At 67.2% G+C, this 21785-nt stretch carries 21 protein-coding genes and 1 pseudogene; 13 read left to right on the top strand and 9 right to left on the bottom strand.

The window, feature by feature from the left end; translation table 11 throughout:
- Positions 1 to 7: 7 nt before the first annotated feature.
- Complete coding sequence (gene crtI, locus G154_RS12610) at positions 8 to 1519, bottom strand: phytoene desaturase family protein (protein ID WP_019510372.1); 1512 nt, start codon at positions 1517 to 1519, stop codon at positions 8 to 10.
- Positions 1519 to 2613 (bottom strand): polyprenyl synthetase family protein, encoded by a 1095-nt coding sequence (locus tag G154_RS12615; RefSeq protein ID WP_019510373.1) that lies wholly within the window; start codon positions 2611 to 2613, stop codon positions 1519 to 1521. Before G154_RS12615 ends, crtI begins: the two co-directional genes overlap by 1 nt.
- A 270-nt stretch (positions 2614 to 2883) precedes the next feature.
- On the opposite strand from G154_RS12615, the gene G154_RS12620 reads away from it, so the two are divergent.
- The gene (locus G154_RS12620) at positions 2884 to 3273 is read left to right on the top strand and encodes a DUF5709 domain-containing protein (RefSeq protein WP_031601676.1); all 390 of its coding nucleotides are present in this window, start codon (positions 2884 to 2886) and stop codon (positions 3271 to 3273) included.
- Here G154_RS12620 and G154_RS12625 read toward each other — a convergent pair.
- A complete protein-coding gene (locus tag G154_RS12625) occupies positions 3260 to 4477 on the bottom strand; it encodes an MFS transporter (RefSeq protein WP_019510375.1) in 1218 nt (405 codons plus the stop codon). The two genes, G154_RS12620 and G154_RS12625, sit on opposite strands and share 14 nt — an antisense overlap.
- Before the next feature lie 98 nt (positions 4478 to 4575).
- Here G154_RS12625 and G154_RS12630 point away from each other — a divergent pair, with 98 nt between their 5' ends.
- Complete coding sequence (locus tag G154_RS12630; protein WP_019510376.1) at positions 4576 to 5715, top strand: ROK family transcriptional regulator; 1140 nt, start codon at positions 4576 to 4578, stop codon at positions 5713 to 5715.
- A 43-nt stretch (positions 5716 to 5758) separates the two neighbouring features.
- Complete coding sequence (locus G154_RS12635) at positions 5759 to 6586, top strand: bifunctional 2-polyprenyl-6-hydroxyphenol methylase/3-demethylubiquinol 3-O-methyltransferase UbiG (RefSeq protein ID WP_019510377.1); 828 nt, start codon at positions 5759 to 5761, stop codon at positions 6584 to 6586.
- Positions 6587 to 6599: 13 nt separating this feature from the next.
- Here the strand turns inward: G154_RS12635 and G154_RS12640 are convergent, their stop codons facing one another.
- Both G154_RS12640 and G154_RS12645 read right to left on the bottom strand, forming a co-directional pair.
- Positions 6600 to 7475, bottom strand: a complete 876-nt coding sequence (locus G154_RS12640; RefSeq protein WP_019510378.1) for an LLM class flavin-dependent oxidoreductase — start codon at positions 7473 to 7475, stop codon at positions 6600 to 6602.
- 71 nt (positions 7476 to 7546) lie between these two features.
- Positions 7547 to 8755, bottom strand: coding sequence for a diiron oxygenase (locus tag G154_RS12645; RefSeq protein ID WP_019510379.1), 1209 nt, complete (start codon positions 8753 to 8755; stop codon positions 7547 to 7549).
- Between the two features lie 104 nt (positions 8756 to 8859).
- On the opposite strand from G154_RS12645, the gene cobF reads away from it, so the two are divergent.
- Both cobF and G154_RS12655 read left to right on the top strand, forming a co-directional pair.
- Entirely contained in the window at positions 8860 to 9600 is a 741-nt protein-coding gene (gene cobF / locus G154_RS12650) for a precorrin-6A synthase (deacetylating) (RefSeq protein WP_019510380.1), read from the top strand.
- A gap of 5 nt (positions 9601 to 9605) precedes the next feature.
- The gene (locus G154_RS12655; RefSeq protein ID WP_019510381.1) at positions 9606 to 10001 is read left to right on the top strand and encodes a phage holin family protein; all 396 of its coding nucleotides are present in this window, start codon (positions 9606 to 9608) and stop codon (positions 9999 to 10001) included.
- Here the strand turns inward: G154_RS12655 and G154_RS12660 are convergent.
- Complete coding sequence (locus tag G154_RS12660; protein ID WP_234713027.1) at positions 9998 to 11626, bottom strand: FUSC family protein; 1629 nt, start codon at positions 11624 to 11626, stop codon at positions 9998 to 10000. The two genes, G154_RS12655 and G154_RS12660, sit on opposite strands and share 4 nt — an antisense overlap.
- On the opposite strand from G154_RS12660, the pseudogene G154_RS27100 reads away from it, so the two are divergent.
- The 6 genes and pseudogenes from G154_RS27100 to G154_RS12680 form a co-directional block, all read left to right on the top strand.
- A pseudogene (locus G154_RS27100) lies at positions 11625 to 11822 on the top strand (DNA-formamidopyrimidine glycosylase family protein); the annotation flags it as partial. The gene G154_RS12660 and the pseudogene G154_RS27100 overlap by 2 nt on opposite strands.
- Positions 11823 to 12020: 198 nt before the next feature.
- On the top strand, positions 12021 to 12494 hold the full coding sequence (locus G154_RS27105) for a zinc finger domain-containing protein (RefSeq protein ID WP_237742511.1): 474 nt from the start codon (positions 12021 to 12023) through the stop codon (positions 12492 to 12494).
- A gap of 35 nt (positions 12495 to 12529) precedes the next feature.
- The gene (locus tag G154_RS26430) at positions 12530 to 12673 is read left to right on the top strand and encodes a hypothetical protein (RefSeq protein WP_019510384.1); all 144 of its coding nucleotides are present in this window, start codon (positions 12530 to 12532) and stop codon (positions 12671 to 12673) included.
- On the top strand, positions 12666 to 13883 hold the full coding sequence (locus tag G154_RS12670; RefSeq protein WP_019510385.1) for a threonine/serine exporter ThrE family protein: 1218 nt from the start codon (positions 12666 to 12668) through the stop codon (positions 13881 to 13883). The genes G154_RS26430 and G154_RS12670 overlap by 8 nt, the downstream gene beginning before the upstream one ends.
- A gap of 40 nt (positions 13884 to 13923) precedes the next feature.
- Positions 13924 to 14673, top strand: coding sequence for an SDR family oxidoreductase (locus G154_RS12675; protein ID WP_019510386.1), 750 nt, complete (start codon positions 13924 to 13926; stop codon positions 14671 to 14673).
- Between the two features lie 63 nt (positions 14674 to 14736).
- Positions 14737 to 15156, top strand: coding sequence for a hypothetical protein (locus tag G154_RS12680; protein WP_019510387.1), 420 nt, complete (start codon positions 14737 to 14739; stop codon positions 15154 to 15156).
- 172 nt (positions 15157 to 15328) lie between these two features.
- On the opposite strand, the gene pgi is transcribed toward G154_RS12680, so the two are convergent.
- Positions 15329 to 16978, bottom strand: a complete 1650-nt coding sequence (pgi, locus tag G154_RS12685) for a glucose-6-phosphate isomerase (RefSeq protein ID WP_019510388.1) — start codon at positions 16976 to 16978, stop codon at positions 15329 to 15331.
- 50 nt (positions 16979 to 17028) lie between these two features.
- Here pgi and G154_RS12690 point away from each other — a divergent pair, with 50 nt between their 5' ends.
- The gene (locus tag G154_RS12690; RefSeq protein ID WP_023986225.1) at positions 17029 to 18483 is read left to right on the top strand and encodes an NAD-dependent succinate-semialdehyde dehydrogenase; all 1455 of its coding nucleotides are present in this window, start codon (positions 17029 to 17031) and stop codon (positions 18481 to 18483) included.
- A gap of 59 nt (positions 18484 to 18542) precedes the next feature.
- Here G154_RS12690 and G154_RS12695 read toward each other — a convergent pair whose 3' ends face one another.
- Positions 18543 to 18800: a chorismate mutase gene (locus G154_RS12695; RefSeq protein ID WP_019510390.1), complete on the bottom strand. Its 258-nt coding sequence runs from the start codon at positions 18798 to 18800 to the stop codon at positions 18543 to 18545.
- Between the two features lie 84 nt (positions 18801 to 18884).
- Here G154_RS12695 and pcrA point away from each other — a divergent pair, with 84 nt between their 5' ends.
- Complete coding sequence (gene pcrA, locus G154_RS12700; protein ID WP_019510391.1) at positions 18885 to 21209, top strand: DNA helicase PcrA; 2325 nt, start codon at positions 18885 to 18887, stop codon at positions 21207 to 21209.
- On the opposite strand, the gene G154_RS12705 is transcribed toward pcrA, so the two are convergent.
- Positions 21206 to 21772, bottom strand: a complete 567-nt coding sequence (locus tag G154_RS12705; RefSeq protein WP_023986223.1) for a hypothetical protein — start codon at positions 21770 to 21772, stop codon at positions 21206 to 21208. The two genes, pcrA and G154_RS12705, sit on opposite strands and share 4 nt — an antisense overlap.
- Positions 21773 to 21785: the final 13 nt, after the last annotated feature.

Here is a 21785-nt window from a genome sequence, read left to right on the forward strand (position 1 = left end):
GTCCTCCTCATCGGGTGAAAATTCGGGGACGGACCGAGGAATCGGCTCCGGTGATCCGGTCGGCGGCCAGGCGGCCGGAGACGATGGCGGTAGGAATTCCCACGCCGGGAACGGTGGACGAACCGGCGAGGATCACGTTGGGGATACCGCGCACGGTGTTGGCGGGGCGGAACGGTCCGGTCTGCCCGAAGGTGTGCGCCAGGGCGAACGGTGTGCCGGCGATCATGCCCTGGCGGGCCCAGTCCAGCGGGGTCACCACGTCGAGTACCTGCGGATCGGTGAGGACGTTCGGCAGCCGGGCAGCCAAGGTGTCGAGCATCTGCGCCGTGTACTGGTCGCGTTGACCGTCCCAATCCAGTGCGCCGACATCCAGATTGGGTGTCGGGGCGAGGACGTAGAGCAGATCCCTGCCCTCCGGGGCGAGGCTCGGGTCCGCCGCGGTGGGACGGGTGACCAGCAGTGAGGGGTCCTCCATCGGGACACCCTCGTCGATGATCTCCTCGAAGGTGCGCGCCCATTCGTTGCCGAACAGGATGTTGTGATGCGATGCGCCGGCATCCGGAGCGACGGCACCGCAACCGATGTGGGCGACCACCGCCGATGGGGCGGGCCGCAGCTTGATCAGCCGTCGGGGGCTACGTCCCAGCAGGCGATAGGTGTCCGGCAGCTCGGTGGTCAACACCACGGCATCTGCGGCGAATCGAGCACCGGTGGCGGTGCGGACCGCGGTGATGCGGTCGCCGGTGCGCTCCAGTTCCGAAACCGGTGCGTCGTAGTGGAACTCGACTCCGGCATCGGCGGCTGCCGCGGCCAGCGCGTCCGGCAGCGCGCGCATTCCGCCCTTGGGGAAGTACACCCCGGAGATCGTGTCCATGTAGGCGATCACCGCGTAGGCGGCCAGCGCCCGGCGCGGGGGCACGCCCGCGTAGAGAGCCTGGAAGGTGAAGACGCGCAGCAATCGCTCGTCGGTGATGAACCGCCGCACCATCGTCTCCCAGCCGCGGAAACCGCCGATGGCGGCCAGCTTCGCAAGCTGCGGGGTCAGCAGCGACAGCGGGGAGTCGAAGTTCGACGAGATGAAGCCCTGGAACTCGACCTGATAGAGCTTGGTCAGCCAATCACGCAGGCGTAGATAGCCTTCGGCCTGGGTACGACCGGCGAAGCGTTCGATCTCGGCGGCCATGATGGCCGCGTCACTGTGCACGTCGATACAGCTGCCGTCGGCGAAGGATGCCCGATACGCCGGGTCGACCTGATGCAGCTCCAAGCGGTCGGCGGTGGATTCGCCGACCGCGGCGAAGGTCTCGTCGATGATGTCGGGCATGGTCAGCACCGTCGGACCGGTGTCGATGCGGTAACCGGAAATGTCGGCGCGGCCCATCCGGCCGCCGGGATCGGACCCGCGTTCGACGACGGTGACCCGCCGACCCCTGCCTGCCAGGTGCAGCGCCGCCGAGAGTCCGGACAATCCGGCCCCCACCACGACCACATGGTCGGTGCGACCAGCCACCGTGCGCATCAGGCGGTCCGCTCGGTGCAGGCCGCTGCGGTCGCGACGAGCGCTGCGCGCACCTCGGGGTCCAGCGCACCGCCGGCCACACCGTCCAGCGCGGCCGTGGCCGCGGCGAACCGCGAATGGATCAGATCTTCGATCCGCTGCACTGTTCCTACCTCCGAGATCAAGTCCTGCCAGCGAGCCATGTCGTCATCGCCGAGTCGTTCGGCGGTCATGAATTCCTTGAACTGGCGCTGCTGGGCTCCGGTGGCCAGTTCGTACGCCGCGACCACGACGGTCGTCGCCTTGCGGGCCACCAGGTCGGTGCCGATCGGCTTGCCGGTGGTCGCCGGGGCGCCGAAGACGCCGAGCAGGTCATCGCGCAACTGGAAGGCCTCGCCGATGTTCTCGCCGTAGCGGCCCAGGGCTACCGATACCGCATCGTCGCAGCCGGCGAGCGCAGCCCCGATCTCGAGTGGCCTGCGGACGGTGTAGTTACCGGACTTGCGCCGGGCCACGTCCAGGACGCGCTCCAGGGTGGGGAAGCCCGCCGTGTCGTTGACCAGATCGGCGAACTGCCCGATGGCAAGTTCGGTGCGCATAGCGTCATAGCGCGGCCAGGCCCGGGCCAGCGATTCGGCGGGCAGCCCGCATTGGCGGAACATCTGTTCGGCCCACACCAGGCACAGGTCGCCCAGCAGGACCGCCGCCGACTCACCGAAACGCGCGGAGGACCCGGGCAGTCCGCGTTCGCGATGCCAGTCCTCGAAGGCCCGGTGCGCGCTGGGGCGTCCGCGCCGCATCGGCGACTCATCCATCACATCGTCCTGGAACAGCGCGAAGGCGTGCAGGAACTCCAGACTTCCTGCCGCGCGTACGGCGGCGTGACTGCTGTCCGCGCCGGCACGCCAGCCCAGGTAGAGATAGGTCGAGCGCAGGCATTTGCCCTCGGCGAGCATGTCGCGCAGCACGCGTTCGGTGATGTCGACATGGCTGCCGCGCAGGGCATCGGCACAGGTGTCGGCCAGGAAATCGGACACGGCGTCGAGGACATCTGCGCGCAGCGAGACAAGCCACGCAGGAGGTGGATCGCTGCGTGCGTGAAGCGCAGCCTGCATGCCTGAAGCCATCGCGGGGGTACGTACCCGTTTATCGGTGTTTTCATGCCTGCCGGGGGGACGTTTTTCCCGGTGGTTATGAGCCGGTCCGCACGGGGGTTGATCCGCTGCATTCGTGACGCGGCGCGGGCCGGTGACCAACCCGGCGGCATCAGAACGGTGGTCCACCATCACACCCTATTCGCACCGACGAATTCCTGCTCGCAGCTTCTCGGTGGCCGGTTCGACGATCAGCGGCGCGCATCCGGTGCGATGAGTAGCGTTGTCGGCATGACCGCAGAACTGCCCGAGGACGACCAGGGATACAGCCCGGAAGAAGAAGACCAACTCACGGCTGAGGACACCCTGCTCGACCGCGGTGTCGATGATCTGCTCGACGAAGGCTATTCACCGCCGGAGCGGTGGCAGGAGCCGCGCGAGCACGAGAGCCTCGATGAGCGGCTGGCCGACGAGCAGCCCGATCCCGCCCTCGACGAAAACTACCGTCCCGACGAGCAGGCCGGTGACGACGAGGTGGGCGACCGGCGCTCCGGCCGGTTGGTGGCACCCGACGAGGGCTCCGGGGTGGATACCGAAAAGGAGCTACTCGGCAGCGATGTCGGCATCGACGGCGGTGCGGCGTCCGCCGAGGAGGCCGCCGTGCACATCATCGACGAGTAGCGCGCCCCAGCAGCACCGACAGCGTGAGCACGAGCAGGCCACACATCGCCAGGATCGATCCGGCGGCCGCCGGCGCGGTGTAGCCGAGCCCGGCGGCGATCACCAGTCCGCCGACCCAGGCGCCTGCCGCGTTGCCGATGTTGAGTGCCGAATGGTTCAGCGCCGCCGCGAGTGTCTGCGCGTCGTGCGCCACGTCCATCAGTCGGGTCTGCAATGCCGGACCGACGGCCGATCCCGCGGTGCCGATCAGGAAGAGCACCGGAAGTGCTGTCCACGGGTTGTGCGCCGCGGCCACGAACACCAGCAAGACGACGCCGAGTGACCCCAAGGACAGGTACAGCGCGCGTATCACCGAGATGTCGGCCAACCGGCCGCCGACGAGGTTGCCCACCACCATGCCCAGACCGAAGACCATGAGCGCCACCGGAACCAGTGCTCTCGGCAGTCCGGCGACGTCGGTCATCGTCGTGCTGATGTAGGTGTAGACGGCGAACATCCCGCCGAAGCCGATCATCCCGACCATGACCGCCAACCAGACCTGGGGTCGGCGCAGGGCGCCGAGTTCGGTCAGCGGGCTGGTCACGTGCATGGTGCGCAATTGGTCGGGGAGCCATAACCACAGCGCGGTCAGGGTGATCAAGCCGATGACGACCACCAGCACGAAGGCGCTGCGCCAACCGAACGCCTGACCAAGCCAGGAGGCCAGCGGCACGCCGAGCACGGTGGCCACCGTCAAACCGGACAGCACGTAGGCGACCGCCTTGGCGCGATTGCGCGGGCCCATCAGGTGCGCCGCCGCCAGCGCGGCGATGCCGAAGAACGCACCGTGGGGTAATCCCGCGACGAATCGGGCGATGACAAGCGTGGCGTAGGAGGGGGCGAGCGCGCTGGCGAGGTTGCCGAGGGTGAAGACCGCCATCAGGCCCAGCAGCAGTGCCCGCCGCGGAACGCGGGCGGTCAGCGCGGCGATGGTCGGCGCGCCGATGACGACACCGAGTGCATAGGCAGAGATGACGTGTCCGGCGGTGGGTTCGGAGACGTCGAAACCGGTCGCGATATCGGGCAGCAGGCCCATGGCGACGAACTCGGTGGTGCCGATCCCGAAGCCGCCGAGGGCGAGCGCCAGGACGGCCAGTGCACGCACCGCCGGATCGGCGGCCACGACCGACTGCGGGGTGGTGGGGCGTTGGGTGCTCGGGGTCACCGAAAGCAGCCTACGGATACTTAGGGTCGGCGTTCAACTTAGTTATGTCTTTTTCCGGCGAAAGTGGCCGATCTTACGCAACTGTGCTGCAATGAGGTGTGGCCAGCGTCGGTGAAGTCTTTGCCCTGATCAGGGCCAAGGGCGAGCTGACGCGTACCGATATCACCGCGCTGACCGGCCTGTCCAGGACCGCGGTGGGTGCCAGATTGGCGGTCCTGCTGGGCGCCGGGCTGGTCAAGGAGTGTCAGCCGGCTCCCTCGACGGGCGGACGTCCGGCCACCCAGCTCAGCGTCGATACCGATGCCGGGATCGTGCTCTCGGTCGCGGTGGGCCTCAGCCGCACCCGGCTTGCGGTCTGCGATCTGGCCGGCGCGGTGTTGGCGCTCTCCGATATCGACTCCGAAGTCGCGCTCGGTCCTGCGGACCTGATGCCCGATATCGGCAAGGGGCTCGACGTCCTGCTGGAGCAGTTTCCGGGGGTCGACATCCACGGTGTCGGGCTGACCCTGCCGGGTACGGTCGATGCCGAACGGGGCTGCAGCTGCGGATCGGCGATCCTGCGCGGCTGGGATGGTGTGCCGCTGCGTCCCTACCTGGAGGCATTGCCGCGCATCGGGTCCGCGCCCATCGTGTTGGACAACGATGCGAACGCCATCGCGCTGGCCGAACGCGGTGGCGATGACGATGTGCTGGTGGTCAAGGCCTCCAGCGGTCTCGGTGCGGGCATCATCGCCGGGGGCGTGCTGTTGCGTGGCGCGAATCAGGCCGCGGGCGAGTTCGGTCATAACAAGGTCGTTGCGGCAGAAGGCATTCCGTGCCGCTGTGGGAACACCGGGTGCCTGGAGGCCGTCGCGGGCGGATGGGCGATCGTGCGGGCATTACAGCAGCAGGGCATATCCGTCCGGCACCTGCGTGATGTTGCCGAGCTGGCCGCCGACGGTGACCCCGAGGCCCGCCGAATGGTCCGCGAGAGTGGGCGCGCCGTCGGTGCGGGGATAGCGCCTGCGGTGAACCTGCTCAACCCGGCTGCCGTCGTGATCGCGGGCGATATGGCCGGAGTGTACGAGATGTTCGTGGCGGGCCTGCGAGAGTCGTTGTACGGCAACGCCACCGCCGAAGCCACCGGGGCTCTGCAGGTGCGCCCGGCGACACATGGCGACCGTTCCGCCACGGTCGGTACGGCGATGCTCGTGCTCGAACACGTGCTCAGCGTCGCCGCGATCGACGCACGCTTCTGACGCCGAGACCCGAATGGCGCGGCCGATGCCAGAATGTTCTCCCATGACCGAGAACTGGCGGGCGCTGAACCTGGCGAACTGGGAGTCGCGGGTCCCGATACACCTGGGGCCGGGTGGTTACGAACTCGACGGTTTCGCAGACCCTCGATACCTGTCCGGCGTGGTGCGCTACGACCTGCCGCGCCTCGGGGACATCAGCGGACTCGACGTGGTGCACCTGCAATGCCATATCGGCACCGACACCGTTTCATTGGCCCGGCTCGGGCCGAGATCGGTGACCGGACTGGACTTCTCGCCGTCGGCCGTCGCCGCGGGCACCGCGCTGGCGGCGCGCGCCGGCAACCCGGTCGGATTCGTCGAGTCCGATGTCTACGACGCGGTCGGCGCTCTCGGTGGGCAGTGCTGCGATCTGGTCTACACCGGTATCGGTGCGCTGTGCTGGCTGCCCGATATCCGGCGATGGGCGACGGTGGTCGCCGAACTCCTGCGTCCCGGCGGACGGTTGTTCATGCGGGAGGGGCACCCGATGCTCGACACGATCGGTGATACCCGATCCGATGATCTGCTGGTGGTGCACTATCCGTACTTCGAGACGGCGGGAACCGCGTTCGACGAGCCGAGCAGCTACGCCGGGCAGGGAACGCTCGCGGCATCGGCCGGGGTGTCCTTCAATCACGGTCTCGGCGAGGTCTTCACTGCCCTGACCGCCGCCGGTCTGGGCGTGACGGCGCTGGAGGAACACCGCGAGGCGCCGTGGAAAGCGCTCGAGGCCATGGTCGAGAGCGCCGAGTACGACGGTGAGTACGTGCTCGCCGAGCACCCCGAACGGCTGCCGCTCACCTACACCGTGCAGGCCGTCAAGCCGAGGTAGCGCGCCGTCGACGTCAGCACTTGGCGATGACGTTCTCGGCGAACCATTCCAGGTTGCGGATCTTGTCGTCGAGCGGCTCGGTGTCCTGGCCCATGATGTACGGGATCCGGAAACCGACGATGACGTCGGTGACGCCCTTGTCCTCGAGGCGCTTCACCCCGTCGAGGGTGAACCCGTCGATGGAGATGACGTGGATCTGGAACTCGTCGGCCTTGCCGATGCGTTCCTCCTCCTCGCGGAACTTCGCGAGCTTGGCCAGCAACGGATCGAGGTCGGCCGGATCGCCACCGCCGTGCATCCAGCCGTCGTTGCGGGCGGCCCGGCGCAGCGCGGCATCGGCATGGCCGCCGACCAGGATCGGCACCGGTTTGGTGGGTGCCGGGGTCATCTTGGTGCTCGGGATGTCGTAGAACTCGCCGTGGTACTCGAAGTAGTCCCCGGAGGTCAGACCGCGGATGACATCGATGCATTCGTCCATCCGCTTGCCGCGGCGGGCGAACGGCACACCCATGATCTCGTAGTCCTCGGGCCACGGGCTGGTGCCGACGCCGAGACCGAGCCGGTTGTCGAACATCGCGGCCAGTGATCCGGCCTGCTTGGCCACCAGCGCCGGCGGCCGGATCGGCAGCTTCAACACGAAGATGTTGAAGTGGAGTTTGGTCGTGACGGCCGAGAGCGCACCGATGAGCGCGAATGACTCGATGAACGACTTGCCGTCGAGGAACTCCCGGTTGCCGTCCTCGGTATAGGGATACTTCGAGTCCGAGACCTCGGGATAGGCGATGCTGTCCGGGATGGTCATCGCGTGGTACCCGGCTTCGTCGGCGGCCTTGGCCAACGGGATGTAGTACTTCGGATCGGTCATGGCTTCCGCATAGGTGAACCGCATGAGCCCGATACTAGAACACGTTCTAGTTTTTCGGTGCGAAACGCCGAGTTCGGAATGTGGCGGCGGCCTGTCTAGCGCGGGAAGGGGGGTGTGCCCACCCCGGCGATCGAGTAGCCACCCTGCTGGCTGCGCTCGGTGAACTTCGCCGATGCGGTGCGCTCGCCGATGGTGATCGAGACCGGATTGCCGGCGCCCTCGGGTAGTGGCGCCAAAACCGTTCCACGCCAATGGTATCGACCGTCGATCGGGTCCAGATGCCCGGCCAGCAGGACCTGGACCTCGCGGCCGTCGACCGTCGCGGGGCCGCTGTAGAGGTCATCGTCGGACGGGCCGTCCTGGCCGGTGTCCTCGACGCCGCCGGCGGTACCGATCGTGCCGCTCGGCAGGAACGCGCTGCGTCGCCACATCCGCCGGGCGATCGGACCCATCAGGCCGACCTCGTCGAGGAACGACGCCAGTGGCGCGAACCCGGTGATCTGTACCTGGTGTCGGTGTGGGGAGCGGCGGGCCATCCGGCGCGCGGCCCTGCCGTCCAAGCCGACCCGGCGGTACTGCACCGCATTGGTGAACAGGTGGCGGAAGAACGGCCCGCCGAGCCCGTTGAGATTGCCGACCCAGATCCGCTTGGCCCGCGACATCTCCGGCGTGCGCTTGCGTAGCCCGTCACGCGCGAACTGGATGTGGCGGGCCTCCTCGGTGACGTGGATACGCATGAGTCGCTGCACCATCGGCTGCAACTCGTCATCGTCCATCATCTGGCGCTGCAGGGAATCGAAGATCTCCTCGCCGATCAGCGCGGCCACCCACAACACCGACCCGCGGAATGCGAACGGCAAGGTATTGATGATGATCCGCTGGTAGAGCCGCGGACGTACCGGTTTGGCGCCCACCTTGGCGATCGCCTTGCCGAACATCACCATGTGTCGGGTCTCGTCGCCGAGTTCGGTGAGCTCGTAGTGGGTGGTGGCCGCGGTGGGGTCGGCATGCATCATCTTGCGAAGCAGCGACTGATTGAGGATGTTCTCGAACCAGATTCCCGCCGAGAGGGTGTTGACCAGTTCTTGGCGGGACAGCTCGATCTGCTCGGCCCGGCTCATCGACTCCCAGAGTTCGGTGCCGTACAGCGAGACCACCCTGGGCGGCAGATAGAACTTGTCGGGATCCAGCGGTGCGTCCCAGTCGATGTCGACGATCGGCTCGTACGACTTGCGTACCGACCCCTTGAGCAGGCGCTCGGCGAACTCGGCGCGTGTGGTCCCTGCCTTCATCGAAGCGGTCATCGTCGACTCTCCCTTGAGCGGTCCGAAGCTCCGACGGTAAGCCCGATACCAGCGGTAGTCAATACCTGCGGTACCGGGTAAATCCGATCGACTAACCTTTGCGGGTGCGCACCATTCATGTGATCGGCATCGGAGCAGGCGACCCCGACTACGTGACAGTGCAGGCCATCTCGGCACTCAACGACACCCAGGTCTTCTTCGCGATGGACAAGGGCGAGGCCAAGGACGATCTGGTCGCGCTGCGCAGACTCATCTGTGATCGCTTCATCGAGAAGCCCGGATACCGGTTCGTCACACTGCCCGACCCCACGCGGGCCGCCGACGTGCCCTACGAGCAGGCCGTCGACGACTGGCACGCGGCACGGGCGAAACTGTGGGCCCGTGCCATCGAGACCGAACTGCCCGATGGGGCGAGCGGGTCCTTCCTGGCCTGGGGTGACCCGTCGCTCTACGACAGCACCCTGCGCATCCTCGATCGCGTCGCCGAACACGTGGACTTCGAGTTCGACGTCATACCCGGTATCACGGCCATCCAGTCGCTGACCGCGCGGCATCGCATCCCGCTCAACGATATTGGCGAGCCCGTGCTGATCACCACCGGGCGCAGGCTGCGTGCCGACGGGCTGAGCGGCGCGGCCGTGGTGATGCTCGACGGGGACTGCTCCTTCCGCGGCTGCCCACCCGATACCCGGATCTGGTGGGGCGCCTATCTGGGAACTCCCGACGAGTTGCTGGTGGCAGGCACCGTGGGAGAGGTCGCCGACCAGATCACCGAAATCCGCGCCGCGGCAAGGCAACGACACGGCTGGATCATGGACATCTACCTGCTGCGGGCGGCAGACTGACGGCCATGGGTTTTCTGCTGCGGGCAGCACTGACCGGGGTCGCGCTCTGGGTGGTGACGATGCTGGTCCCGGGGATCAGCATTGTCGGTGGTGACTCGACGCTGCAGCGGGTCGGCATCATCTTCATCGTCGCGGTGGTGTTCGGGCTCGTCAACGCGGTCGTCAAACCGATCGTGCAGTTCATCTCGATACCGCTCTACATCCTGACCCTGGGCCTGATCCACATCGTCATCAACGCATGGATGCTCTGGATCACCTCCTGGATCACCGAGAACACCACCCACTGGGGTCTGCAGATCGACGAGTTCTGGTGGACCGCCATCTGGGCCGCCATCGTGCTGTCCATCGTCAGCTGGTTGCTGTCGTTGCTCGCCAGTGACCTGAAAAGGTCTGAGCGCTAACCGTTCTCCGGGTGCTCATGCACCCAGCACGCCGCCAACGTCTGATACGCATCCTGTTCGGCGGCCGCCACCGTCGGCCACAACCGCTCGGCGTCGGCCCGTTGCGCGGCCGATCCGCCGATCGCCGCCTGATAGGTCTCCAGCAGTGCCAGCGTGCTCAGTTGTAGATCCCGGCGCGCGGCGCGGGCCGGCGTACTGCTCACCGCCCCCGCCCGCAGATGCACATCGGTCCGGTGGGTCGCGGCCACGGTTCGGGCCAGGGCGGCCTTCAGCGGGGCCGGCCCGTGCCTACGCAGCGCCACCCGATACACCAGAAGGGCGATCACACAACCGATCACGGTATCCAGGCCCCGGGTCACCAGGAAGTGACCCAGGTCGGCGACGGGACGGCCGCCGGCGGCGATGGTCAGTGCCAGCGGGGTGATGAAGATGACGGCGATGGTGTAATTGCGCACCACGAACATCTCGATGGCGAACTGCAGCACGGCCACCACCGTCACCAGCCACCAGCCCTGCGGCTGCCAGGCCAGGATCGCGGCCGCCAGCCCCAGCCCGAGCAGCGTGCCCACCATGCGTTCGGCGCCGCGTTGCACGGTGCGCGACCAGTCGAACCCCTGGTACAGCACCAGCACCGCGGTGGCCATCGCCCAGTACGAATGGTCGGCGGTGAAAAGCAGTGCCGCCGCACCGGACAGCGCCACCGCGACCCCGACCCGCAGCGACACCCGCATGGACTCCGAACCCGGACTCAACGCCCGGCGCAGCAGGGCGGCATTACCGGGCCTGCCCAGCGGCAACCGCACACGTGCGGTGCTCTCGGCAGGAGCGGGATCGGTCGCTCGGGCACCGTCGACGATGGCACCGAACACCCGGTGCAGATACAGGTTCTCCGCGCGCAGGCGGTCGACCACAGCATCGGGTTCGGAGTGCGTCGGCTGATAGTTGACCAAGGTTGTCCACGCCTGATGCAACGCCTTGGCGGCCAGATGCCGGTCGGTGTTGTCGCCGCTGCCCCGATAGCGCTCGACGGCGGTGCGGGCGGTCGCGACCGCCCGCGCCTCCGGTCCGTGCCTTCCCCCGTCGCCCACGAGCGGCTCCCACAGCGCCCCGAGCATGTGCACCACCCAGGAGAACGCGCCACCGGCGAGTACCAGGAGGCCGATATGCCAGGGCGGCAGATGGGTCGACGCGGTGCCGGTACCGGCGGCACAGCCCAGCACGAACATGAACGCGCCGGGCGGACCCACACTCAGCGCATGGCAGACCAGGACGGCCACCATCGCGATCACGGTGATGGTCACCAGGCCGAGCACCGGGATGGCCGCCGCCCAGTCGCCGAGGGCCACCGCGGCCGCGAAACACGCCGCGATGGTCGCCAGGTAACCGGCCCGGTTCCGATAGGGCCTGCCGCTGCCATAGAGCGAGGTGAACCCGCCGATCACGGCGATCAGCCCGGCGCCGGTGTCGCCGAGCAGCCAGCCCACCAGCACCGGAATCGCCATGCAGATACCGGCGCGCGCCGCGAACTGCCACCGCCCCGGCGCCGGGTTGATCACCAGGAACCGCCGCACCGCCGCCAGCACATCAGAGACGATATCGGTGCCCGTCCTGCACACTGGACCCATGCCCGAGCTTCCCGAGGTCGAGGCGCTCGCCGACCATCTGCGCCGCCACGCCGTCGGCCGCCAGATCGTGCGGGTGGACATCTCCGCGTTGTCGGTTCTGAAGACCTTCGATCCGCCCGTGACCGCGCTGTACGGGCGGCCGGTCACGGGGGCGCAGCGGTGGGGTAAGTACCTGGGGCTGCAAGTGGGCGAGATGTACCTGATCACCCATCTGTCGCGGGCCGGCTGGCTGCGTTGGTCGGACAAGCTCGCACCCGCACCGCTGAAGCCCGGCAAGGGCCCGATCGCGCTGCGGGTGCATCTTGTCGGAGATGAACCGGGCCAGACCGTCGGTTTCGACCTGACCGAGGCAGGCACCCAGAAAAGGCTTGCGGTGTGGGTCGTCCGGGACCCGATGGATGTCCCGCAGATTGCCGCGCTGGGCCCCGACGCCCTGACACTGGGGCCCGAGGACCTCAAGGAGGTGCTCGCCGCGCACGGCGGACGGATCAAGACGGTGATCACCGACCAGAAGATCATCGCCGGCATCGGCAATGCCTACAGTGACGAGATCCTGCACGTGGCCAAGCTGTCACCCTTCGCGACCGCCAACAAGCTGTCGGAGGTGCAGCTGGTCGACCTGCACGATGCGATGTCCTCGGTGCTCACCGATGCGGTGGCGCGTTCGGTGGGGCAGCAGGCCGCGACGCTCAAGGGGGAGAAACGTTCCGGGTTGCGCGTGCACGCACGCACCGGGCTGCCCTGCCCCGTCTGCGGTGACACAGTCGCCGAAGTCTCCTTCGTGGACAAGTCCTTCCAGTACTGTCCCACCTGTCAGACCGGTGGTAAGAAGCTCGCCGACCGGAGAATGTCGCGCTTGCTCAAATAGCGGCGAGGAGGCCGGTGGTCAGGCGCAGGGACACAATGCTCTGGACCCGCAACGCGCACGCGGTGATCGCGGCGATGCACACGCTGGGTTGGCTGCTGACCGTCGTACCCGTGGTGGCGATCGTGGTGGCGCTCGCGTTCTTGCGGCCGTCGACAACACAAGGAACACACCATGTCTGACACGACGACCACCGTCGAATTCATCGCCCGGCTCGGGTCGGCGATGCTCAGCGCGGACTATCCGGTGACGATGGTTCGCCATACGCTGGAGCGGGTGTCCGCGCGGCAGGGCACGGACTGCCCGGTGCTCGTGTTGCCGAACTTCATCCAAGCGGGGGACCGGCAACACACGATCGTGGCCCGCGGGGCCGCATTGCGCTATGACCAGACCTTCCCGCTGGGTGAGCTCGTGGAACGGGCCCAGACCCAGCGGTTGGATCCGGCCGAGGGCCTGGCCGAGCTGGACCGGATCCACGCCATGCCACGACGATTCGGCGGTGGCGTCAGCGTCATCGGCTACGGATTGCAGAGTGCGGCGTACGCACTGATCTTGCAGCCGACCGTGCTCTCGCTGATCGCGGCGACCGGCTTCGGGCTGTTGGTCGGATTGCTGGAATTGCTCACTCGGCGCAATCCGGCACTGCGCCAACTGCTCCCGGTCCTCAGCGCATTCCTGGTGACCTACGTCGCCTTCAGCCTCGGGCGGCTCCTGCACATGGGTCACGACAGCCTGCGGGTGCTGATCGCACCGCTGACGCTGTTCCTACCGGGGGTCGCCATCACGCTGGCCGTCATCGAGTCGTCCACCAGTGAAATGGTCTCCGGTTCGGCACGTCTGATGGCGGGACTGATGCGGCTGGCCCAACTGGCGCTGGGCATCCTGCTGGCCGTGCAGTTGCTCGGTCTGACGTGGTCGGAGCTGGTCGATGTGCCGGTGAACACCCTGGGCAGCTGGGCGCCCTGGCTCGGGGTCGCGGTCTACGCCGTCGGGATCATCCTGCACCTCGGCCCGCCGCGCGGGTTCGCACCGTGGCTGACGCTCGTCCTGTTCACCGCCTACGGCGCCCAGCTGCTGACCAACGCTGTCTTCGGGGGCTATGTCAGCGGATTCGGCGGCGGACTGATCCTCATCTTGAGCGCGTTGGCCCTGAGTAGACTGTCCATGACACCGGTGGCGCAGGTGATGTTGGCACCCGGCTTCTGGCTGTTGGTGCCCAGCTCGATCGGGATGATCGGCCTCGCCCAACTCGCCTCGGGGCAGGGCAGCGCGGCAATCACGGTGATGCTCGTGTCGATGATGTCCATCGCGTTGGGTTTCACCACCGGATACGCGATGTGGAACGCGTTCGCGCGCCGCGGCGCGGACTCCGATACCGCGACAGAACTCTGAGAGTTTCCGGCCAGAAATCTAACTCGGTTATCCTGCTGCCATGACCCGCCAGAAGATACTCATCACCGGTGCGAGCTCCGGCCTCGGTGCCGGGATGGCCCGCGCCTTCGCGGCCATGGGCCGCGACCTGGCGCTGTGCGCGCGCCGCCTCGATCGGCTGGAAGAACTGCGTGCCGAGATCCTCGACAAGCACCCGTACGCCAAGGTCGCCATCGCCGCGCTCGACGTCGACGACCACGAGGCCATCCCGCAGGTGTTCGGGCAACTGTCCGACGAGCTGGGTGGTATCGACCGCGTGATCGTCAATGCCGGCATCGGCAAGGGCTACCAGATCGGTGGCGGGAAGCCGTGGCACAACTCTGCGACCCTGAAAACCAACCTGGTCTCCGGGCTGGTGCAGATCGAGTACGCGCTGCAGCTGTTCCAGAAGGCGGGCGGCGGGCACCTGGTGATCATCTCCTCGGTGCTGGGCAATACCGGTGTGCCGGGCACCAAGGCCGCCTACGCGGCGTCCAAGGCGGGTATGACCTCGCTCGGTGAATCCCTGCGTGCCGAGTACGACAAGGGCCCCATCCGGGTCACCGTGATCGAACCTGGCTATATCGAATCGGAGATGACGGCCCAGGCGGCGAACACCCTGTTGATGGTCGACAACGAGACCGGAGTGCGCGCCATGGTCGCGGCCATCGAGAAGGAGAAGGGCCGCGCGGTCGTGCCGAACTGGCCGTGGGCGCCGCTGACCCAGATCATGCGGCTGCTGCCGCCGAAGTACACCAAACGCTTTGCCTGATCTCGAAAAGATTGCGATCGGGATGATGTTTAGCCCGACTTAGTCAGTGGTAACTCTCTTTTCATGATGGTGAAACTGACGAAGATGACCCCGTTCCTCTTTGCCGGTGCTGCGGGTGCGGCAATCGCGTTCGCACCCGTCGCCGGTGCCACCCCGCCGCCACCGCCGCCGTGCTGGAACGCCGACGGCACGCCGTGTGCCGCAGTCGGCAATGCCGGTCCGGACGGTGCCAACGTGGCGATCCCCGGTGGTCCCGTCGGCGAGGCCGGTCCCGGTGGTGCCAGTGGCGCCATTCCGGGTGGTCCCGTCGGTGAGGCTGGTCCGGGTGGTGCCAGTGGTGTGATCCCGGGCGGTCCCGGCGGATCGGCCGGCCCGGACGGTGCAACCGGGGCGATCCCCGGCGGCCCCAGTGGCAGTGCAGGTCCCGGTGGCGCGAGCGGCTGCATCCCGAATGTGGGTTGCGCAACCATCCCCGCCCCGTAACACAGCATCTCGATAGGACGCGTACCCGCTGCTCGCCGAAAGGCGCAGCGGGTACGCGCTTTTCCGGTCGGCCCCGAGAGTGACGTAACGGCTGCCTCCGACGCATCGGGGGCAGCCATTACGTCACTCTCGGCGCCTCGGGCTCAGGCTGTTCGACCGCGCTCCGCGCGGCTCAGGCTGTTCGGCCGCGCTCCGCGCGGTAGTGCCGCACGAGTGCATCGGTCGACGAATCCGTCTGCCTCGCGGGAGCGGCATCATCGGTCAGCACCGGGAGAAGCGCCTTGGCCTGGGTCTTGCCCAGCTCGACACCCCACTGGTCGAACGAGTCGATACCCCAGATGACGCCCTCGGTGAACACCTGGTGCTCGTAGAGCGCGATGAGCTGACCGACCACCGAGGGGGTGAGCTTGGTCGCCAGGATCGAGGTGCTCGGCCGGTTGCCCGGCATCACCTTGTGCGGCACGACATCGGCGTCGGTGCCCTCGCCCGCGATCTCCTCGGCAGTCTTGCCGAAGGCCAACACCTGGGTCTGGGCGAAGAAGTTGCTCATCAGCAGGTCGTGCATGCTGCCGGTGCCGTCCGCGGTGGGCAGATCGTCGGTGGGCTGGGAAAAGCCGATGAAGTCGGCCGGGATCAACCTGGTGCCCTGGTGCAGCAACTGGTAGAACGCGTGCTGACCGTTGGTTCCCGGCTCGCCCCAATAGATTTCGCCGGTATCGGTGCTGACCGGTGTGCCGTCCGCGCGCACCGACTTCCCGTTGGATTCCATGGTCAGCTGCTGCAGATAGGCGGCGAACCGAGACAGGTCATTGGAATACGGCAGCACAGCGCGGGACTGCGCGCCGAAGAAGTTGTTGTACCAGACGCCGATCAGGCCCAGCAGAGCCGGCGCGTTCTGTGCCAGCGGCGCCGTTCGGAAGTGCTCGTCGACGAGGTGGAACCCGGAGAGGAACTCCGCGAAGCGTTCGCGGCCGATCGCCGCCATCACGCTCAGCCCGATCGCCGAGTCCACCGAGTAGCGACCGCCAACCCAATCCCAGAAGCCGAACATGTTGGCGGTGTCGATACCGAATTCGTCGACGAGCTTCTTGTTGGTGGAGACCGCCACGAAATGCTTGGAAACCGCATCCTCGCCGAGTGATTCGATCAGCCACCGCCGCGCCGCGGTCGCATTGGTCAATGTCTCCAGCGTGGAGAACGTCTTCGACGCGACGACGAAAAGCGTTGTGGCCGGATTCAAGCCGTCCAACTTCGCGATCAGGTCGGCCGGGTCGACATTGGACACGAAGCGCGCCGAAATGCCGGCATCGGCGTAGTGGCGCAACGCGTCGTAGACCATCACCGGTCCCAGATCCGAGCCGCCGATGCCGATGTTCACCACGCACGTGATCCGCTCGCCCGTGGCGCCGGTCCACTGTCCGGAACGCAACCGGTCGGTGAAATCGCCCATCGCGTCGAGCACCTGATGGACGTCGGCGACCACGTCCTGGCCGTCCACGATCAGCTCGGCGCCCCTGGGCAACCGCAGGGCCGTGTGCAGAACGGCGCGGTCCTCGGAGGTGTTGATGTGCGCACCGGAGTACATGGCGTCGCGGCGGTCCTGCAGCCCGGCCGCGGTGGCCAGCTCGACCAGGAGTTCCAACGTCTCGCGTGTCACCCGGTGCTTGCTGTAGTCGATGTAGAGATCGCCGACGGTCAGCGTGAGATCGGTGCCGCGGGCCGGATCTTCGTCGAAGAGCTCCCGAAGATTCTTCGACGACACCGCCTCGTGGTGGCGTTGCAGCGAATGCCATGCGGCCGTCTCGGTGATGTCAGCACTCATTCTTCCGACCTTAGTGCGGCGTCGGGATCGAGGGTGTACATGATGGATGTATGCGCATTGAAGAGTTGATTTCATCCGTGCCCACCGGTCTGTGGATCGGTGGTGACGAGCGGGGCTCGGCTTCATCCCAGAAGTTCGACGTGCTCAACCCCGCGACCGACGAGGTGATCACCTCGGTGGCCGATGCGACGCCCGAAGATGGGATCGCCGCGCTCGATGCCGCCACCGCCGTGCAGGCCGACTGGGCCGCCACCCCGGCGCGCGAACGCGGCGAGATCCTGCGCTCGGTGTTCGAAACCCTTACCGCGCGAAGCGAAGACCTCGCCATGCTGATGACCCTGGAGATGGGGAAGGTGCTGGCCGAGAGCCGCGGCGAGGTGAAGTACGGTTCGGAGTTCTTCCGTTGGTTCGCCGAGGAAGCCGTCCGCATCGACGGGCGCTACACCCACAGCCCGGCGGGCACCGGGCGCATCCTGGTGACCAAGATGCCGGTGGGCCCGTGTTACGCCATCACGCCGTGGAACTTCCCATTGGCGATGGGCACCCGCAAGATCGGCCCCGCACTCGCGGCCGGTTGCACCATGCTGGTCAAACCGGCGCAGGAGACCCCGCTGACGATGCTGCTGCTGGCCAAGCTGATCGACGAGGCCGGCCTGCCCAAGGGGGTGCTCTCGGTGCTGCCGACCACCAAGCCCGGTGATCTGACCGCAGCGCTGATCGACGACGGCCGGCTGCGCAAGCTGACCTTCACCGGCTCGACCGGGGTCGGCAAGGCACTGGTGAAACAGTCCAGCGACAAGCTGTTGCGCACCTCGATGGAACTCGGTGGCAACGCCCCGTTCGTGGTGTTCGACGATGCCGACGTCGATGCCGCCGTGGAGGGTGCGTTGCTGGCAAAGATGCGCAACGGCGGCGAGGCGTGCACCGCGGCCAACCGGTTCCACGTCGCCAATGCGGTGCGCGCGGAGTTCACCGAGAAGCTGGTCAAGCGGATGAGCGAATACTCGTTGGGCAACGGTCTTGAGGAGTCCTCGACATTGGGCCCGCTGATCTCGGCCAAACAACTCGGCATCGTCGCCGACCTGGTCTCCGACGCCGTGTCCCGCGGCGCCGAGGTGGCCGTCGGCGGAGTGGCCCCGGACGGTCCCGGACACTTCTACCCGGCCACCGTGCTGGCCGACGTCCCGGCCGACGCCCGCATCCTCAAGGAGGAGGTGTTCGGGCCCGTCGCGCCGATCACCGGCTTCGATACCGAGGAGGAAGGTATCGCCGCGGCCAACAACACCGAGTACGGGTTGGCGTCCTACATCTACACCCAGTCTCTCGATCGCGCGCTGCGCGTCGCGGAGTCCGTCGAGGCGGGCATGGTGGGCGTCAACCGCGGGGTCATCTCGGATGCCGCGGCGCCGTTCGGCGGGATCAAGGAGTCCGGGTTCGGCCGCGAGGGCGGCTCGGAGGGTATCGAGGAGTACCTGGAGACCAAGTACATCGCCTTCACGTCCTGACGATTTCGGCGCGGAAACGCTCGCTGACCGAGCGTTTCCGCGCCGAAATCGTGGGGTGACTAGTGGCCGAGGCGGCCGCGACCCAGGCGCAACAGCAGCATGGCCAGGTCCTTGCCCTCGGGGCCGAGCTCGCTGTAGCGCTCGATGACCTTCATCTCGCGGCTGTGCACCAGCCGGGTGCCGCCGGAGGCCATCCGCGCCTTGCCGATGAGGCGCGAAACCTCGGCGCGGCGCTTCACCGCAGCCAGGATTTCCGCGTCGAGGCGGTCGATCTCCAGGCGCAGTTCGTCGATATCGGCGGCGGGCTCGGGTAACACGATCCGAGTGTGCCACCCGGCGCAGATTCCGTGCAAAGGCGGGTCACCGGGATGTCACCTGTCGGCGGTAGATTCGAGACCGAAATGACATCTCTTTTTGACGCGCCGGCCCAGGGTTCTGATACCGAACAACTGCTCGACGGGCTCAACCCGCAGCAGCGCCAAGCTGTCCTGCACGAAGGATCCCCGCTGCTCATCGTGGCCGGCGCGGGATCGGGTAAGACGGCGGTGCTCACCCGGCGCATCGCCTACCTGCTGGCCGCCCGTGACGTCGGTGTCGGGCAGGTGCTCGCCATCACCTTCACCAACAAGGCCGCCGCCGAGATGCGCGAACGCGTCGTCGGGTTGATCGGCCCGCGGGCCCGCAACATGTGGGTGTCCACCTTCCACTCCACGTGCGTGCGCATCCTGCGTAACCAGGCCTCACTGCTGCCCGGGCTGAACTCGAACTTCTCGATCTACGACTCCGACGACTCGCGCCGGCTGCTCATGATGATCGCCAAGGACATGGGCCTGGACACCAAGCGCTACACCCCGCGGTTGCTGGCCAACGGCATCTCCAACCTCAAGAACGAGCTGATCGATCCCGACCAGGCGCTCGCCGACCTGACCGACAGCTCCGATGACATGTCCAAGACCATCGCCTCGGTGTTCGGCGAATACCAGCGCCGGCTGCGGGCTGCCAACGCCCTGGACTTCGATGATCTGATCGGCGAGACGGTGGCCGTGCTGCAGGCCTTCCCGCAGATCGCCCAGTACTACCGGCGCCGGTTCCGGCACATCCTCGTCGACGAGTACCAGGACACCAACCACGCGCAGTACGTGTTGGTGCGTGAGCTCGTCGGGGTCGAGACACACTCCGATGATCCGGCCGGGGTGCCTCCCTCGGAGCTGTGTGTGGTGGGTGATGCCGACCAGTCGATCTACGCGTTCCGTGGCGCCACCATCCGCAATATCGAGGACTTCGAGCGCGACTATCCCAACGCCAGAACGATTCTGCTGGAACAGAACTACCGATCGACGCAGACGATCCTGAACGCCGCCAATGCCGTGATCGCCCGCAACACCGGCCGCCGTGAGAAGCGACTGTGGACCGACTCCGGTGAGGGAGAGCTGATCGTCGGCTACGTCGCGGACAACGAGCACGACGAGGCCCGGTTCGTCGCGGGCGAGATCGATGCGCTGGCCGATCAGGAGAACATCTCCTACAACGACGTCGCGGTCTTCTACCGCACCAACAACTCCTCCCGCGCGCTGGAAGAAGTCTTCATCCGCTCAGGCATCCCGTACAAGGTGGTCGGCGGCGTTCGGTTCTACGAGCGCAAGGAAATTCGCGATATCGTCGCCTACCTGCGGGTGCTCGACAACCCGGGGGATTCGGTGAGCATGCGTCGTATCCTGAACACCCCGCGGCGGGGAATCGGGGACCGCGCGGAGGCGTGCGTCGCGGTGTACGCCGAGAACAGCGGTGGAAGCTTCAACGATGCGTTGCAGGCGGCCGCGGAGGGCCGGGTGCCGATGCTCAACACCCGCTCGGAGAAGGCGATCGCGTCCTTCGTGAAACTGCTCGACCAGCTGCGCGGCCAACTCGACGGCGAACTCGGCGACCTCGTCGAGGCGGTGCTGGAGCGCACCGGCTACCGACGTGAGCTCGAATCATCCAGTGACCCGCAGGATCTGGCCAGGCTGGACAACCTGAACGAGCTCGTCAGCGTCGCCCACGAATTCAGCATCGACCTGGCCAACCGGCAGGCGTTGGACGAAGAGGAAGACCACGACGAGGACATCCCCGACACCGGGGTGCTGGCGCAGTTCCTGGAACGGGTCTCGCTGGTGGCCGACGCCGACGAGATCCCCGAGCACGGTTCCGGCGTGGTCACCATGATGACGCTGCACACCGCCAAGGGTCTGGAGTTCCCGGTGGTCTTCGTGATCGGCTGGGAGGACGGCATGTTCCCGCACATGCGGGCACTCGGCGACCCCACCGAGCTCAGCGAGGAACGCCGGCTGGCCTACGTGGGTATCACCCGGGCCCGGCAGCGGTTGTATCTGAGCCGTGCCAAGGTGCGCTCGTCATGGGGCCAGCCGATGCTCAACCCCGAGTCCCGGTTCCTGCGCGAGATCCCCGAGGACCTGATCAACTGGCGTCGGGTGGAGGCGCCGTCTGCAGCGCTCAGCGCGCCGCGCGTCGGCCGCTTCGCCGAGAACGCCCGTCCCGCACCGGGGAAGGCGCGCAACCGCACGATCATCACGTTGGAACCCGGCGACCGCGTCAACCACGACAAGTACGGACTGGGCCGCGTCGAAGAGGTGTCGGGGATGGGCGAATCGGCGATGTCGCTGATCGACTTCGGCAGTGCCGGCCGGGTCAAGTTGATGCACAATCACGCGCCGGTGCAGAAGCTCTAACGACCCGGTCCTCGAGACCACCGGCGAGTCGCGGGCAACAGCGTCAGTACCACCGTCGCCAGCGGCAGCACCGGCATCGCGAACACCACCGGGTGCAGTTTGGCCCCGGCCAGGAACAGGCTGCCGAAGATGAGCAGCCCGATGGCCGCCCCGACGATGATCAGCAGTCGACCCATCCGGCGCTGCAGCAGCAGGGCGATCAACCCGGCGATACCGGCGCCCGCCGAGATCGCGGTCAGGAATCCGATCGCGATGCAGAACAGCAGATCGGTGTTCCACCAGCCGGCGATCAGGTCGGTGGCGATGACCGCGGTGGCCCACCCGCTGAGGATGCTCGCAATGGCGGCTGAGATCGCGGTGGCGGGCCCGGCGGCCGGTCGCCCGGGGACCGCCACCGGGATCGGTCGCGGAATGTAGGTGGTCTGTGTGGTGTCGGTCGCCGCCGGGACCAGCGATGTGCGGTCCTCACCGGGATCGGGGGTGAGCGCGGGGAAGGAACCCGTCGGGTGCCGACGGATGATGCGGGGTTGTTCGGCGGGTGGCACCGGAGGTTCTGCCGTCACCCCACCAAGGTAG

Source organism: Mycobacterium sp. VKM Ac-1816D, assembly GCF_000416385.1.
Taxonomy (GTDB): Bacteria; Actinomycetota; Actinomycetes; order Mycobacteriales; family Mycobacteriaceae; genus Mycobacterium; species Mycobacterium neoaurum_A.

Excerpts from the sequence above, each read along its gene's own strand:
- crtI (WP_019510372.1), bottom strand. The coding sequence starts at position 1,519 with ATGCGCACGGTGGCTGGTCGCACCGACCATGTGGTCGTGGTGGGGGCC.
- G154_RS12615 (WP_019510373.1), bottom strand. The coding sequence starts at position 2,613 with ATGCAGGCTGCGCTTCACGCACGCAGCGATCCACCTCCTGCGTGGCTT.
- G154_RS12620 (WP_031601676.1), top strand. The coding sequence starts at position 2,884 with ATGACCGCAGAACTGCCCGAGGACGACCAGGGATACAGCCCGGAAGAA.
- G154_RS12635 (WP_019510377.1), top strand. The coding sequence starts at position 5,759 with ATGACCGAGAACTGGCGGGCGCTGAACCTGGCGAACTGGGAGTCGCGG.
- G154_RS12640 (WP_019510378.1), bottom strand. The coding sequence starts at position 7,475 with ATGCGGTTCACCTATGCGGAAGCCATGACCGATCCGAAGTACTACATC.
- G154_RS12645 (WP_019510379.1), bottom strand. The coding sequence starts at position 8,755 with ATGACCGCTTCGATGAAGGCAGGGACCACACGCGCCGAGTTCGCCGAG.
- G154_RS12655 (WP_019510381.1), top strand. The coding sequence starts at position 9,606 with ATGGGTTTTCTGCTGCGGGCAGCACTGACCGGGGTCGCGCTCTGGGTG.
- G154_RS12660 (WP_234713027.1), bottom strand. The coding sequence starts at position 11,626 with ATGGGTCCAGTGTGCAGGACGGGCACCGATATCGTCTCTGATGTGCTG.
- G154_RS27105 (WP_237742511.1), top strand. The coding sequence starts at position 12,021 with ATGGATGTCCCGCAGATTGCCGCGCTGGGCCCCGACGCCCTGACACTG.
- G154_RS26430 (WP_019510384.1), top strand. The coding sequence starts at position 12,530 with ATGCTCTGGACCCGCAACGCGCACGCGGTGATCGCGGCGATGCACACG.
- G154_RS12670 (WP_019510385.1), top strand. The coding sequence starts at position 12,666 with ATGTCTGACACGACGACCACCGTCGAATTCATCGCCCGGCTCGGGTCG.
- G154_RS12675 (WP_019510386.1), top strand. The coding sequence starts at position 13,924 with ATGACCCGCCAGAAGATACTCATCACCGGTGCGAGCTCCGGCCTCGGT.
- G154_RS12680 (WP_019510387.1), top strand. The coding sequence starts at position 14,737 with ATGATGGTGAAACTGACGAAGATGACCCCGTTCCTCTTTGCCGGTGCT.
- pgi (WP_019510388.1), bottom strand. The coding sequence starts at position 16,978 with ATGAGTGCTGACATCACCGAGACGGCCGCATGGCATTCGCTGCAACGC.
- G154_RS12690 (WP_023986225.1), top strand. The coding sequence starts at position 17,029 with ATGCGCATTGAAGAGTTGATTTCATCCGTGCCCACCGGTCTGTGGATC.
- pcrA (WP_019510391.1), top strand. The coding sequence starts at position 18,885 with ATGACATCTCTTTTTGACGCGCCGGCCCAGGGTTCTGATACCGAACAA.